15 protein-coding genes are annotated in these 13,722 nt (G+C 71.9%); 7 read left to right on the top strand and 8 right to left on the bottom strand.

Going from position 1 to position 13,722, the window contains the following annotated elements; all coding sequences use genetic code 11:
• The first annotated feature begins 97 nt into the window (after positions 1-97).
• Entirely contained in the window at positions 98-379 is a 282-nt protein-coding gene (locus HP550_RS02595; RefSeq protein WP_175346041.1) for a hypothetical protein, read from the top strand.
• Between the two features lie 389 nt (positions 380-768).
• On the opposite strand, the gene HP550_RS02590 is transcribed toward HP550_RS02595, so the two are convergent.
• Together HP550_RS02590 and HP550_RS22080 are read right to left on the bottom strand one after the other, a co-directional pair.
• Entirely contained in the window at positions 769-1,452 is a 684-nt protein-coding gene (locus tag HP550_RS02590; RefSeq protein ID WP_175346040.1) for a hypothetical protein, read from the bottom strand.
• A 106-nt stretch (positions 1,453-1,558) separates the two neighbouring features.
• Complete coding sequence (locus HP550_RS22080) at positions 1,559-1,738, bottom strand: DUF2188 domain-containing protein (protein ID WP_343047948.1); 180 nt, start codon at positions 1,736-1,738, stop codon at positions 1,559-1,561.
• A gap of 232 nt (positions 1,739-1,970) precedes the next feature.
• Between HP550_RS22080 and HP550_RS21895 the strand changes: the two genes are divergently transcribed.
• Complete coding sequence (locus HP550_RS21895; protein ID WP_343047947.1) at positions 1,971-2,384, top strand: tyrosine-type recombinase/integrase; 414 nt, start codon at positions 1,971-1,973, stop codon at positions 2,382-2,384.
• A 33-nt stretch (positions 2,385-2,417) separates the two neighbouring features.
• Here HP550_RS21895 and glnA read toward each other — a convergent pair whose 3' ends face one another.
• The gene (gene glnA / locus HP550_RS02575) at positions 2,418-3,842 is read right to left on the bottom strand and encodes a type I glutamate--ammonia ligase (RefSeq protein ID WP_175346039.1); all 1,425 of its coding nucleotides are present in this window, start codon (positions 3,840-3,842) and stop codon (positions 2,418-2,420) included.
• 257 nt (positions 3,843-4,099) lie between these two features.
• Here glnA and HP550_RS02570 point away from each other — a divergent pair, with 257 nt between their 5' ends.
• Complete coding sequence (locus tag HP550_RS02570; protein ID WP_175346038.1) at positions 4,100-4,618, top strand: RDD family protein; 519 nt, start codon at positions 4,100-4,102, stop codon at positions 4,616-4,618.
• Positions 4,619-4,630: 12 nt separating this feature from the next.
• Here the strand turns inward: HP550_RS02570 and HP550_RS02565 are convergent, their stop codons facing one another.
• Genes HP550_RS02565 through HP550_RS02550 form a run of 4 tightly spaced genes read right to left on the bottom strand, consistent with a single transcriptional unit; the run spans position 4,631 to position 7,589 of the window.
• Entirely contained in the window at positions 4,631-5,347 is a 717-nt protein-coding gene (locus HP550_RS02565) for a DUF4191 domain-containing protein (protein WP_175346037.1), read from the bottom strand.
• Between the two features lie 43 nt (positions 5,348-5,390).
• The gene (gene lipA, locus HP550_RS02560) at positions 5,391-6,392 is read right to left on the bottom strand and encodes a lipoyl synthase (RefSeq protein ID WP_175346036.1); all 1,002 of its coding nucleotides are present in this window, start codon (positions 6,390-6,392) and stop codon (positions 5,391-5,393) included.
• Between the two features lie 51 nt (positions 6,393-6,443).
• Complete coding sequence (gene lipB / locus HP550_RS02555; RefSeq protein WP_175346035.1) at positions 6,444-7,109, bottom strand: lipoyl(octanoyl) transferase LipB; 666 nt, start codon at positions 7,107-7,109, stop codon at positions 6,444-6,446.
• Between the two features lie 9 nt (positions 7,110-7,118).
• Positions 7,119-7,589 carry a MarR family transcriptional regulator gene (locus HP550_RS02550; RefSeq protein ID WP_175346034.1) on the bottom strand — a complete coding sequence of 157 codons (471 nt, stop codon included), beginning with the start codon at positions 7,587-7,589 and terminating at the stop codon, positions 7,119-7,121.
• A 50-nt stretch (positions 7,590-7,639) separates the two neighbouring features.
• Here HP550_RS02550 and HP550_RS02545 point away from each other — a divergent pair, with 50 nt between their 5' ends.
• Genes HP550_RS02545 through arr form a run of 4 tightly spaced genes read left to right on the top strand, consistent with a single transcriptional unit; the run spans position 7,640 to position 12,715 of the window.
• A complete protein-coding gene (locus HP550_RS02545) occupies positions 7,640-9,877 on the top strand; it encodes an MMPL family transporter (protein ID WP_246280450.1) in 2,238 nt (745 codons plus the stop codon).
• Positions 9,878-9,882: 5 nt separating this feature from the next.
• Complete coding sequence (locus HP550_RS02540; RefSeq protein ID WP_175346032.1) at positions 9,883-10,908, top strand: Gfo/Idh/MocA family protein; 1,026 nt, start codon at positions 9,883-9,885, stop codon at positions 10,906-10,908.
• Positions 10,909-10,961: 53 nt separating this feature from the next.
• The gene (locus HP550_RS02535) at positions 10,962-12,251 is read left to right on the top strand and encodes a protein kinase family protein (protein ID WP_175346031.1); all 1,290 of its coding nucleotides are present in this window, start codon (positions 10,962-10,964) and stop codon (positions 12,249-12,251) included.
• Positions 12,252-12,286: 35 nt separating this feature from the next.
• Positions 12,287-12,715: an NAD(+)--rifampin ADP-ribosyltransferase gene (gene arr, locus HP550_RS02530; RefSeq protein WP_175346030.1), complete on the top strand. Its 429-nt coding sequence runs from the start codon at positions 12,287-12,289 to the stop codon at positions 12,713-12,715.
• Positions 12,716-12,728: 13 nt separating this feature from the next.
• Here arr and HP550_RS02525 read toward each other — a convergent pair whose 3' ends face one another.
• On the bottom strand, positions 12,729-13,622 hold the full coding sequence (locus HP550_RS02525) for a TIGR01777 family oxidoreductase (protein WP_175346029.1): 894 nt from the start codon (positions 13,620-13,622) through the stop codon (positions 12,729-12,731).
• Positions 13,623-13,722 lie beyond the last annotated feature (100 nt).

Raw genomic sequence — 13,722 nt, 5'->3', positions numbered from 1 at the left:
GTCTGAGCCTCACAATGATCAGGAAGAGGGCGGCCGCCGCCGATGGTGGAACACAGACGAGGGCCTAGGAGGCACCCTCTAGGCAGGAGCGACTCCCATGAACACCAAGAACACCGCACCGGTCGCTACGGACGTCGTGGCCGGGTGGAATCGAGTGCGCGCGATGCAGGCCGAGGTCGACGCGGCGAAGGGGGCGCTCCGGACCACGGAGGACGCGTTCCTCGACACTCTTCCGACCGATGAGTGCCCGACCTGGTGCACGGCCGCGAGCTCTGACGCCCCCTGGATCCGCGGCTTGCACCTGTGGCGCTCCAGCGAAGGGGGTGTCACGGCCTGCCGTGAGCACGTCGGGCAGCTCAACACCTGGATCCTCAGCTAGCACTCGCTCTACGACTACCGGAACGGCAGCGTGCGTCTCGCGATGAAGCCGGAGCGGATGGGTCGGGCGCCGGCGTCGCTCGCCTCCGCCTGACCCCGCCGAGCCTCCCGCAGCCGTGCGTCGTTCGGCGGTCTGCGGGAGGATTTCCGGATGTCCGGAAGGATGACGGCTCAACCGGCGGCCGACGAACTGCACCTCGCCCGGAGCACCGTCGTCCTGGACCTCCGATTCGGTCGCATCCCAGGCGGATTCCAGCTCGTGCCTGGCGGTCGCTGGCTCGTCGACGAGGAGGTTTACCGGGCGTGGCGTTTGCTGAGCGTCGCGCAGCTGTCGGCCGGCACCGCATCGAGCCGAGGTCGCCCGGTCGAAGGCCGCGCAGAACCGCAGGACTAGGTGGTGAGCGCGGGGAAGTAGCGGCCCGGTTCCCAGGGAGACGGCAGCAGGTTTGGAGCGCAGCGGAGGAGGGTGTGGGCAAGTTCGACGCCGACCTGAACCACTGATGCCGTGGCGAGCGCGGACCCGATCTGGACATTTCCGTGAAACTGGAAGCCCATGAAGTCGCTCTTGAGCTGGTCGTACACCACGTTGACGTGGACGTCGGCGTGGGCACCGTCCTGGTTGGCCATGTTCGTCACGAGGAACTCGCGAGACAGCGGACGGCCGTTCGACGAGTTGATCGGCTCGTCGTTCTTCCACCAGGCCGTGTACTCACGAGGGGGATTCCGGAAGTCCGGATCAGGATGCTGTGCGCCGTTTGGCACGAGCGTAAAGTCCCTGAGGCTGCCGTCGGTGTTGAGCGTGATTGACGGAAGCACCAGGCCAGCCATCGGCGGGCGATACTCGGCGCCGTCCGTGTAGGTCATCGACTTGATCACGCCGAGGCTGTGCAGCAACGGCTTTCCTTGGCCGCCGTAGTGCAGAAGTACGCGCAGCGCGATGGCGACGCCGTACGCGCCGTCATCGTCACCGTCTGCGAACTGCTCGACCCCCTTTCGGATCGCCCTGACGTGGCGATGGCAGAGGGCGACCAACTCGGGCTCCGACCGTTCACGCCGCTGTGCAGCTGTGTCCACGATCGAACGGTCTCATGTCCGGCCGAGCGAGTGAGCGAACCTAGTCCTTGGGCGGGTTGGGGTCGTTGCCCGGGTCGATGGTGTCCTTGGCGCGGATCTGTCCATCTCACCCGTGGATGTTGAGCTCGCCGCCGCTGGCGTTGTGCAGGATGTCGCGGGCTCGGTCAATCGCATCGGCCGGGGTGTCGAAGTGCCAGGACGATCGCTGGGCATCGGACTTCTTCAAGTCCCAGCTCCCCACGCACTGCACGCGCGGCTCTCCCAGATTATGGCTGACGCGGTCCACGACGGCGTGATCGCCCGCAAACCCTGCTCGCCGCGGAAGTCGCCCGGAACGGGCAAGCAGCGGCCCTAAGTGGCTACCGCGGAGCAGATCTGGGCGCTCTACGACGCCGTGCCGGAGCACCTGCGAGGTGCGATCCTCCTGGGGCGTTCGCGGGCCTCAGGACGGCCGAGGTGTGCGGGCTGCCCGTCGAGGACGTCGACTTCATGCACGACATCGTCAACCCGACGCAGCAGTGGCCGGCGGAGCCCTTGAAGACCGAGCCGTAAAGGACGCCGGTGCCCATTCCCCAGTCGCTCGCGCTCGGGCTCGCGGCCGGTGCCGACGACAGGACGTGGGTCACCGAGACGATCCTGGGGAGCGGGTGGGGCGGTGGCAGATCGACCGAGCCATCCGTGCGACCCGAGAGGCCGCGGGGCTACCCGCCGCGTTCCGGTTCCACGACTGCCGGCACTGCTACGCATCGCTGCTCATCGCAGACGGTGCAGACGTGAAGGTCGTTCAGGCTCGCCTACGGCACGCGTCCGCGACGACGACGCTCAACACCTACGCGCACTTGTGGCCGGACACAGAAGAGTCCACACGCGCCACCGTAGGAGCAGCTATGGCGGCGCGTGCGGACTCTCTGCGGACTGGGCGGACCTCGTGAACGCGTTACCGCAGGTCAGAGGCCCTCCGAAGGTCAGACGTCGTAGTACAGCTCGAACTCGTGCGGGTGCGGACGCAGACGGATCGGGTCCACCTCGGCGTTGCGCTTGTAGTCGATCCACGTCGAGATCAGGTCGGGCGTGAAGACGTTGCCCGCCGTGAGGAAGTCGTGGTCGGCCTCGAGGCGGTCCAGCACCTCACCGAGCGAGCCCGGGACCTGCTGGATCTGCGCGTGCTCCTCGGGGGGCAGCTCGTACAGGTCCTTGTCGATCGGGTCGGGCGGCTCGATCCGGTTCTGGATGCCGTCGATGCCGGCCATGAGCATGGCCGCGAACGCCAGGTACGGGTTGGACGACGGGTCCGGCACGCGGAACTCGATGCGCTTGGCCTTCGGGTTCGAACCGGTGACCGGGATGCGGATGCACGCGGAGCGGTTGCGGGCCGAGTAGACCAGGTTGACCGGGGCCTCGAACCCGGGGACCAGGCGGTGGTAGGAGTTCACCGTCGGGTTGGTGAACGCCAGCAGCGAGGGGGCGTGCTTGAGCAGGCCGCCGATGTACCAGCGCGCCATGTCGGACAGGCCGCCGTAGCCCTTCTCGTCGAAGAACAGCGGCTCGCCGTCCTTCCAGAGCGACTGGTGGACGTGCATGCCCGAGCCGTTGTCGCCGAAGAGCGGCTTCGGCATGAAGGTCGCCGTCTTGCCGTTCTCGTGCGCCACGTTCTTCACGACGTACTTGAAGAGCATGACCTTGTCGCCGGAGATGGCGAGCTTGTCGAACCGGTAGTTGATCTCCTGCTGACCGGCGGTGCCGACCTCGTGGTGGGCGCGCTCGACACCGAGGCCGAGGGCGTCCAGCTGGAGGCTGATCTGGTCGCGGATGTCCGAGAAGCCGTCGACCGGCGGGACGGGGAAGTAGCCACCCTTGTAGGGGATCTTGTGGCCGAGGTTGCCCCCGGCCTCCTCGCGGCCGGTGTTCCACGCGGCCTCGAAGGAGTCGATCGAGTAGAACGACTCGTTCTGCTTCGTGTGGAAGCGGACGTCGTCGAAGATGTAGAACTCGGCCTCGGGGGCGAAGAACGCCGTGTCCGCGATGCCGGTCGACTTCAGGTACGCCTCGGCCTTCGCGGCGACCTGACGCGGGTCGCGGCTGTAGGGCTCGTCGGTGTACGGGTCCACGATGTGGAAGTTGATGTTCAGCGTCTTCTCGACCCGGAAGGGGTCGATGTACGCGGTGCTGATGTCCGGGATCAGCTTCATGTCCGACTCGTGGATCGCCTGGAAGCCGCGGATCGAGGATCCGTCGAACATCTGGCCGTCCGTGAAGAAGTCCAGCTCCAGGGAGTAGGCGGGGACGTTGAAGTGCTGCATCGTGCCGGGCAGGTCACAGAACCGGACGTCGACGAACTTCACGTCCTCGCTCTTGATGAACGCCAGGACTTCCTCTGGCTTGCTGAACATCCGCTGCTCCTCGGTCGGTGGTACCCGTGGGGTCGGGCAAGGCGAGGCTACGAGCGCGTGATTTCTCCGTCGTGTACCAAGTGTTTCGACGGCGTTACGGGCCCGCCCCTCGTGTAACGAATGTTGACCCTAGTCCCCCGGGGGAGGGGACGGGGCTCGGGTCTCACCCCACTTGGCGTCACGGTACGAGAGCGGCGTGCCGACGGTGTTTCCGCCGCGTTGCCGTCTCGCTCCGTGCCGTCGCCTACCCTGCTCGGGTGGCGAATCGTCGGGACATCAGCTCGTGGCTCGGTGGCGGGTTCGACGAGTCCGACCCGTCCGGCGCCGACGCGACGACGGGCCGGGGTACGCGGCTCGGCCTGCCGGCCTCCGGCACCGGGTCGCTCGCGACGCTCGGGCGCCGGGTGGGCGCGCTGGCCATCGACTGGGTGGCGTGCCTGCTGATCTCCGGTGCGTTCTTCGCCACCGACCCCGACGCGTTCCTGCTGAGCCGGGGCAACCCGATGGCGACCCTGGGGATCTTCGCGCTCGAGAACGTGCTGCTGGTCGGCTCGATCGGCCACACGCTCGGTCACCGGCTGGTGGGACTGCGGGTGCGGCGGGTGTTCCCGGGGCAGACGCGGGACGAGGCCGCGTGGGCGACGATGGCGCCGGGCCTGCTCAGCGCCCTCGTGCGCACCGCGCTCCTGTGCCTGGTCGTCCCCGCCGTGGTGTGGGACTCCGACGGACGCGGCCTGCACGACCGCGTGGCCGGCACGGCCATCGTCCGCCGGTGACGGACGAGCGGGTCAGCGGCCGCGCATGCCCTTGCGGTCCGGGCGTGCACGCATCGGGTCGACGCCCTTCGGCACCGGCAGCCGGACACCGCCGAGCGCGGTGAGGCGCTTGCTCACCTCGGCGACCTCCTGCTTGCTCAGCTTCGGGCGGAGCTTCTGGACGGCGCGCGGCAGCTTGCGCAGGGCCACCTGGCCCTCGCCGTCGCCGACCTGGATGAGCGTGATCGGGGCGCCGGAGATGACGCGCGCGGTGCGCTTGCGCTCCGCCTCGAGCAGCTTGGCGATCCGCGGCGCGGGACCCTCGCCGACGAGCACGACGCCCGGCCGGCCGACGCCGCGAAACACGAGGTCCTGCGTGCGGGGGTCGACCGCGACGGGCTCCTGCGTGAACGTCCACCCGCGGCGGATGGTCCCCAGGGCGGCGTAGGCCGCGCCCGGCTGGCCCTCGATCTGCGTGTAGGCAGCGGTCTCGGCGCGGCGGGCGAGGATGAACATCGCGCCGAGCAGGGCGAACGGGATGCTCAGCAGCAGGACGTACAGCCAGGCGTCGACGAGCAGGCCGATGACGAGCCCGAGCGCGATGATGCCGAAGAACACCGCCAGCAGGATCCAGGTGATCGCGGGGTCGTTCTTCCGGGTCATCTGGTACGCCTGCCACACCTGGTGGTACCAGCGGGTCTTCTTCACCTTGGGCGTCGGTGCAGCGTCGGGCGTGTTGTCGCGGGCCATGAAACCGGAGTCTACCGACGGATCGGCACCGCCCCGACGGGTGTCAGCGGGCCAGCAGGCTCGCCGCCTCCTGGCGGGACGTCGTCGGCTCGGACAGGTGCGCCAGCGCCTCCGGGATCGGGCGGCCGTAGCGGCGCATGGCCTGGCCCCACAGGCGTCCGGCGCGGTACGACGAGCGCACCAGCGGGCCGGACATGACCCCGAGGAACCCGAGACGCTCGGCCTCGGCGGACAGCTCGACGAACTCCTCGGGACGCACCCAGCGGGACACCGGGTGGTGGCGCACCGACGGGCGCAGGTACTGCGTGATCGTGATGAGGTCGCAGCCGGCCTCGCGCAGCTCGGCGAGGGCCTCGACGACCTCCTCGGTGGTCTCGCCCATGCCGAGGATCAGGTTCGACTTGGTGACCAGGCCCGCGTCGCGCGCGCGGGTGATCACGGAGAGCGAACGGTCGTAGCGGAACCCCGGGCGGATCGTCTTGAAGATGCGGGGGACCGTCTCCAGGTTGTGGGCCAGCACCTCGGGCCGCGACGAGAAGACCTCGTCCAGCAGCTCGGGCGTCGCGTTGAAGTCGGGGATCAGCAGCTCGACGCCGGTGCCCGGGTTCACCGCGTGGATCTGGCGGACGGTCTCCGCGTAGAGCCACGCGCCGCCGTCCGGCAGGTCGTCGCGGGCCACGCCGGTCACGGTCGAGTACTTCAGGCCCATCGCCTGGACGGACGCGGCGACGCGGCGGGGCTCGTCTGCGTCGAAGTCGGCCGGCTTGCCGGTGTCGATCTGGCAGAAGTCGCAGCGGCGGGTGCACTGGTCGCCGCCGATGAGGAACGTGGCCTCGCGGTCCTCCCAGCACTCGAAGATGTTGGGGCAGCCGGCCTCCTCGCACACCGTGTTCAGGCCCTCGCGCTTCACCAGGCCCTTGAGCTCGGTGTACTCGGGGCCCATCGTCGCGCGCGTGCGGATCCACTCCGGCTTGCGTTCGATGGGGGTCTCGGCGTTGCGCGCCTCGATGCGGAGCATGCGGCGGCCATCGGCTGCGATCGTCACGCCGGTCAGACTAACCCGGCTCGCGCGCGGCGGCTGCGGGGGAGGCGCGCGTCACACCGTGGCGGTGACCGGGCGCTGCTCGAGGAGCGGCACGAGGACGTCGAGCATGTGCGCGCGGACCGTCGGGACGACCTCCGCGATCGTCACGCGCCGGCCCGTCTCGAGCGACAGGGAGGTGACGTCCGCGTCGTCGATCCCGCACGGCACGATGCGGTCGAACGCGGTGAGGTCGGGCTCGCAGTTGAGCGCGAAGCCGTGCATCGTGACGCCGCGCGACACCCGGACGCCGATCGCCGCGACCTTGCGTTCCCGGCGGGTCTCGTCGGCGGCGAACCAGACGCCGCTGCGCCCGTCGACCCGGATGGCGTCGAGGCCCAGGTCGGCGCACGTGCGGATGAGGACCTCCTCCAGCGCGCGGACGTAGCGGACCACGTCGATGGGCGTCGCCAGCTTGACGATGGGGTACCCGACCAGCTGTCCCGGGCCGTGCCACGTGATCCGTCCGCCGCGGTCGACGTCGACCACCGGGGTGCCGTCGACGGGCCGGTCCCACGTCGCCGTGCGCCGGCCGGCCGTGTACACGTCCTCGTGCTCGCACAGGAGCACGGTGTCCTCGCGCGTCCCGTCCGCGACCGCCGCCAGCACCTCGCGCTGGAGCTGCCACGTCGGCTCGTAGGGGAGCAGGCGCGTGCCGAGATCGAGCTCGTCGAACCGCATGTCGTCAGGCTAACCCGAGGAGCTGTCCGGTCCGGCGACGACGGCGAGCAGGCGCCGCAGCTGCTCGGCCTGCTCGGGCGTGAGGCCGCGGGAGACCAGCGACTCCGCGAGCTCGCGGTCGGACGCGACGGCGAAGGTCGCCCGGCCGGAGTCCGTGATGGTGATGACGTGCCGACGCCGGTCGTCGTCGTGCGGGGTGCGCGTGACGTACCCGGTGCGCTCCATGCGGGCCAGCACACGGCTCATGGTCTGCTCGGTGACGCCGCTGGACGTGGCCAGCTCGCGCTGCGACATCGGGGCGCGCAGCAGGTGGGCCAGCACGGCCAGGCTCGCGTGGTTGAGGTCCCAGGTGGCCAGGTGCGCGTTCCAGTCGCGTTCGACGCGTCGGGCGGCGGCCGAGAGCAGGCGTCCGACGGGCCAGTGCGCGGGGTCGGGCGAGGCCGGGTCGACGACCTCTGCCGACCTGCTCTCCTGCTCCACCGTCCCGCCTCCATTTGCCGATCGGGGGATCACCACCGATGATACTCAGCATGCTGAGTAATCGCCGGTCCGCCCTTGTCCGCGCCGTTCTCGTCGGCGTCGCCCTCGTGGTGTGGCTCGGCATCGGGTCGGTCGGCGGGATGGCGCAGGGGAAGCTGTCGCAGGTCCAGACGAACGACGCCTCCGCGTTCCTGCCGTCCTCGGCCGAGTCCACCCGGGCCGCCGAGGAGAGCAGAGGCTTCGTCGACACCGAGACACTACCTGCGCTCGTCGTGCTCCGACCGGCTGACGGGAGCGAGGTCACCCCCGACCAGCTCGCCGCCGTGCAGGAGTGGGCGCAGGGGATCCCCGACCTGCCGCTGCCCGAGGGCAACGACGGCACCTGGTCGGAGTACCTGGTGGGCGAGCCGGTGGTCGTGCCGGCCGAGGACGGGGAGGCGCTGCTGGTCGCGATCTCGCTCGACGGCGCGAAGGCGGAGCAGCTGCTGGCCGACGAGGAGCGGGTGGCCGGCTCGTTCGTCGTGGCGCTGCGCGAGTCGCTCGACGAGGAGCTCGCCGCGACCGCCACCACCGCGGGCGAGCCCGGCCTCCAGGCCTGGGTCACCGGTCCGGCCGGGTTCGTCGCCGACCTCGTCACCGCGTTCGGCGGCATCGACGGCGTCCTGCTGCTGGTCGCCCTCGGAGCGGTGCTCCTCATCCTCGCCGTCGTCTACCGCTCTCCGTTCCTCCCGTTCGTCGTGATCTTCACCGCCGTGTTCGCGCTCTGCCTCGCCGGGCTGGTGGTCTACACCCTGGCCAAGAACGGCACGCTGGTCCTCAACGGTCAGTCCCAGGGCATCCTGTCGATCCTCGTGGTCGGCGCCTCGGTCGACTACGCGTTGCTGCTGGTCGCGCGCTATCGGGAAGAGCTCCACCACGTCGAGCACCCGGCCGCCGCGATGCGTCGCGCCCTGCGGGCCTGCGTCGAGCCCATCGCGGCCAGCGCCGGGACCGTCATCGCCGGCGTGCTCTGCCTCCTGCTCTCCGACCTGGGCTCCAACCGCAGCCTCGGACCCGTGGCGGCGATCGGCATCGCGTCCGCGCTGCTCGGCGCCCTCACGCTCCTGCCGGCGCTGCTGCTCGTCTTCGGCAAGCGCTCCCGGGTCCTGTTCTGGCCGCGCGCCCCGCGTGCCGACGCGATCGCGACCGATCCTGCCGCCGTCCCGGACCCCTCCGCCGGGCCCGGTGTCTGGGCGCGGCTCGCGCGCTTCGTGGGCCGCAGGGCGCGTCCGGTGTGGATCCTGACGACCCTCGCCCTGTGCGTCGGTGCCGCGTTCCTGCCCACGCTCAACGCGTCCGGGACCAGCCAGGTCGACATCTTCCTCACGGACGTCGACGCGGTCTCCGGCGAGGCCGTGCTGGCGGACCACTTCCCCGCCGGCGCGGTGCAGCCGGCCATCGTGATCGTCGACGAGGCGGACGTGGACACGGCCACCGCCGCGGCGGAGGGGGTCGACGGGGTCGAGTCGGTGGCGCCCTACACGGGGGCCCCGTCCGGCGCGCCGGCGGCAGAGGCGCCGCCCGTGGTCGTCGACGGTCGGGTGCGCCTGGACGTCACCACGACCGCGTCCGCGGACACGCAGGCCGCGGTGGCGACGGTCGAGCAGGTGCGGGCCGCCGTGCACGAGGCCAGCCCGAGCGCCCTGGTGGGTGGGGCCGCCGCCGAGACGCTCGACACGCAGCTGGCCAGCGAGCGGGACCTGCGCGTGATCGTGCCGGTGGTGCTGCTGGTGATCGGGGTCATCCTCATGTTCCTGCTGCGCTCGGTGGTCGCGGCCGCGCTGCTGCTGGTGGCGAACGTGCTGTCGTTCGCCGCGGCGCTCGGGGTGTCGGCGATCGTCTTCAACCACGTGTTCGGCTTCGCCGGCGCCGACCCCGTGGTCCCGCTGTTCGCGTTCGTGTTCCTCGTGGCGCTCGGCGTCGACTACTCGATCTTCCTCATGACCCGGGTGCGCGAGGAGTCGGTCAAGGTGGGCACCCGAGCCGGCGTGGTGCGCGGGCTCGCGGTGACCGGCGGGGTGATCACGTCCGCGGGCGTCGTGCTGGCCACCACGTTCGCGGCCCTGGGCGTGATCCCGTTGCTGTTCCTCGCCCAGATCGCGTTCATCGTCGCGTTCGGGGTGCTGCTCGACACCCTCGTCGTCCGCAGCCTGCTGGTCCCGGCGCTGGTGCACGATCTCGGGCGCCGGACGTGGTGGCCCAGTGCGCTGTCGCGGACGCCGGAGCGGGGCGGCACCGACCTAGAGTGAGCCGCATGGAGGCGCTGCGGGTCGGGCTTGTCGGGTACGGGGGAGCGGGCCGGGGGATCCACGCGCGGCTGCTGCGCGAGGCGGGGCAGCAGGTGACCTGCGTGGTCACCCGCAGCCGGGCGGACCAGGTGGCGCGCGACTGGCCGGGCGCGATCGTGGCGCCCGACGTCGAGGCGCTGCTGGCGCACGCGGACGAGCTGGACCTCGTCGTGATCGCGAGCCCGACCGGCGAGCACGTGGCCCACGTGCGGGCCGCGCTCGACGCGGGGCTGCACGTGCTCGTCGACAAGCCGCTGGCGACGTCCGCCGCCGACGCCGAGCTGCTAGCCGGGCTCGCCGACGGGCGCCTCACCGTGTTCCAGAACCGCCGGTGGGACAGCGAGCAGCTCACCCTGCTCGGCCTGCTCGAGCGTGGCGAGCTGGGGACCGTGCACCGCTTCGAGCGGCGCTGGGAGAGGTTCCGGCCCGTGCCGCAGGACCGCTGGAAGGAGAACGACCCCGAGTCCGGCGGGCTCCTGCTCGACCTCGGCGCGCACCTGGTCGACTCCGCGATCCAGCTGTTCGGGCCGGTCGCCCAGGTCTACGCCGAGCTGCATGCCCGCACGACGCCCGCGGTCGACGACGTGTTCCTCGCGCTCGTGCACGCCCGCGACGGCGTCGTCAGCCACCTCCAGGCCGGGGCGGTGGTCGGCGCGCCCGGGCCGCGCACGCGCGTGCTGGGCGACCGTGGCGCGTACCTGGTGACCAGCTTCGAGGGGGAGCCAACACCGTTCGGCGCGCTCGACGACGCCTACGAGGAGACCCGCCGACCGGGGGAGCCGGTGCACGAGGGCTGGTTGGTGCGCGGCGCCGACCGGCAGCCGGTCCCGCGCGCGACCGGTGGCCACGTGGACCTCTACCGCGCGGTCGTGCGGTGGGTGGCCGGCGACGGCCCGCCGCCCGTCGACCCGGCCGACGCGGCGCGCACGGCACGCGTGCTCGACGCCGCCCTGGTGTCCGCCGCCGAGCGCAGGGTCGTCCCGCTGGTCTGAGGCCTGTGGACGACCGCCGACGCACGTGCGCCGACGGGGCTTGGATGGCGCGCATGGACAGCGTGCTCGTGCCGAGCGATGTGGAGAGCGCCCTGGCGATGGCCGGCTTCCGGGCGGTCGAGGTCACCGGGGCGGGATGGCTCGCGGCCGCGCTCGACGGCTCGGACCGGCGGCTCGAGCTCCACGTGGTCCCCGGGGTCGTCGACGACCGGACCGCGAAGCGTGCGGTGCGGCTGAGGGACGTCCGGTACGAGCACCTGCCGCAGGTGCTGGAGGTGCTCGACCTGTCGCCGGGCCGCCTGGGGCTGGTGGTCGAGCACGTGCCCGGGCTCTCGCTCGCGCAGATCCGTGCCGCGCGCGCGCCGCTGACCGACGGCGAGGCCGCGACGGTCACGATCCCGTTGGCGGGCGCGATCGAGGCCCTGCACGCCGCCGGTCTGACGCACGGCTCGGTCAGCGAGTCGACTGTCGTGGTGCGGCCCGACGGACGTCCCGTGCTCACCGACCTGCGGGGTGCCCTCGGCGGCGCAGGCGACCCGGAGGCGGACCTGCGCCGGCTCGTCACCACCGTCCTGGCCCAGATGCCCGGGGCGGACGTGCACCTGGTCGCGGGCATCGCGGGTGAGCTGACGCTCCGGGACGGCTTCACGGAGCTGCTGGGCGTCCCCGGGCTCCGCGCGGGCCAGGTGGTGGACGCGTGCTTCCGCGCCACGGAGCCGACGCCGGTGCGGCTGCCCGACGCCGGACAGCTCGCGTCGTCGGCACTGTCGACCGGCGCGCGCGAGGGTGACCCCGCCCGGCGTCAGGTCGGTACCCGTCGCGACGAGCGGGCGCGACGTCGGCGGCAGGGCGTGCGCCTGACCGTGACGGCCGTGGCCGCCGTGCTCGTCCTGGGCGGTGGTGTCGCCGGCTGGCGCTTGCTCGGCGCGCAGGCTCCGGCGGCGACCGCTGCGGCCCAGGAGACCCCCGATCCCGTCGAGGCCGCCATCGAGCTCAGCCGGCTGCGTGCGGAGGTGCTCGGCGCGGGAGACCAGGCGGCCCTGGGTGCCGTCGAGGTGGTGGACGGTCCCGCGTACCGCGCCGACTCGCTGCTGCTGCCGGACCTCGACGGTGTGCGGCTGGACGGGCTCACCGTGGACGTGCAGGACGCGTGGCTGGTCACGGACGAGGACACCCGTGGGACGACGGACGTGGCCGTGACCTCCGCGACGTCCGCGTACGACCGCGTGCCTGCTGACGGCGGCGCCGCCACGCAGGTCGCCGCGTCGACGGCCCGGACGGTCGTCCTGGGACTGCGGTGGACCCCGGGCGGATGGCGCGTCTGGGACGTCCGGCAGCCGTGAGCGGTGTTCACTGGGACGACGACGAGGGGGGCACCATGCAGGACGAGCTGACGACGCCGCAGGTTCAGGACGCCGGGCCCTTCTACCACGGGACGAAGGCGGACCTGCAGGTCGGGGACCTGCTCGAACCCGGACGCGGCTCCAACTTCGGCGCGCGGGTCACAGCGAACTTCGTCTACCTGACCGCCACGCTGGACGCGGCGACCTGGGGCGCGGAGCTGGCGGTGGGGGAGGGCCTGGGCCGGATCTACCTCGTCGAGCCCACCGGCGCCCTCGAGAACGACCCGAACCTGACCGACAAGCGGTTCCCGGGCAACCCGACGAGGTCGTACCGCACGCGCGCGCCACTTCGGGTCGTCGGGGAGGTCGCGGACTGGGTGGGGCACCGCCCCGAGGTGCTCCAGGAGATGCGGGACCACGTCGCCAGGCTTAAGGCGCAGGGCATCGAGGCGATCAACGACTGACGTGGCGGCGGCGTCAGCCGCGCTGCACGACCCACTCGGCGGCGGCCTGGAGGTCGGAGTGCGTCGGCTGGAAGCCGCTGGCGTCGAGGACGGCCGGGACCGCCCGGATGGACCCGAGCACCTCCGACGAGAAGTCGCCGAGCACCAGGCGCAGGGCGAACGCCGGCACGGGGATGATCGCCGGCCGGTGCATCGCCGCGGCCAGCGCGGAGACGACGTCGGCGTTGCGCGCAGGTCTGGTCACCAGGTTCACCGGACCGTGCACGGGCGCGGTCAGCAGGTGCTCGATGGCGCGGACCTGGTCGAGCAACGTGATCCAGGGCCAGTACTGCTTCCCGGAGCCGAGCCGCCCCCCGACCCCCGCCTTGATCAGCGGCAGCAGCGGTCCGAGGGCGCCGCCGCCCTGCCCGAGCACGATGCCGGTCCGCAGGTGCGCCACCCGGACGTCGGCGTCCCGGGCCGGTGCGGTCGCGGCCTCCCACTGCCGCACCACGTTCGCGAAGAACGTGGTGCCGAGCGGCTCGTCCTCGTCGAGCAGGTCCTCGCCGCGCGAGCCGTAGGCGCCGATCCCCGAGGCCTGGAGCATGACCTGCGGGCCGGCGCTGTCGAGGCCGGCGAGCGTCCGGGCGAGCAGGCCCGTGGTGCGCAGCCGTGAGGACAGGACGGCCCGCTTGCGTGCCGTGGTCAGCGGCCACTTGCCCGGGTTGACCCCGGCCAGGTTGATGACCGCGTCGGCGTCCGCGAGCGACGCCGGGTCGAGCCGGCCGGCGTCGGGGTCCCAGGCGATCTCCGACGGGCGGGCTGCCGCGCCCCGCACGAGCGTGCGGACGGTGTGACCACTACGGCGCAGGTGCGGGACGAGGGCGCTCCCGATGAAGCCGTGCGAACCGGCGATGACGATCTGCATGGCGCTCACCCTAGGTGCGGGCGTCGCACCTGGCTCGGTGGGCGCGGACGCACGACGGCCCAGGACCTCTGAGGGTCCCGGGCCGTCGTGAGGGTGCTGC

The organism is Cellulomonas humilata, assembly GCF_013359775.1.
Lineage (GTDB): Bacteria > Actinomycetota > Actinomycetes > Actinomycetales > Cellulomonadaceae > Cellulomonas > Cellulomonas humilata.
Note: the sequence above shows the minus strand (reverse complement) of the source record. Positions and strands in the feature narration are given on the sequence as shown.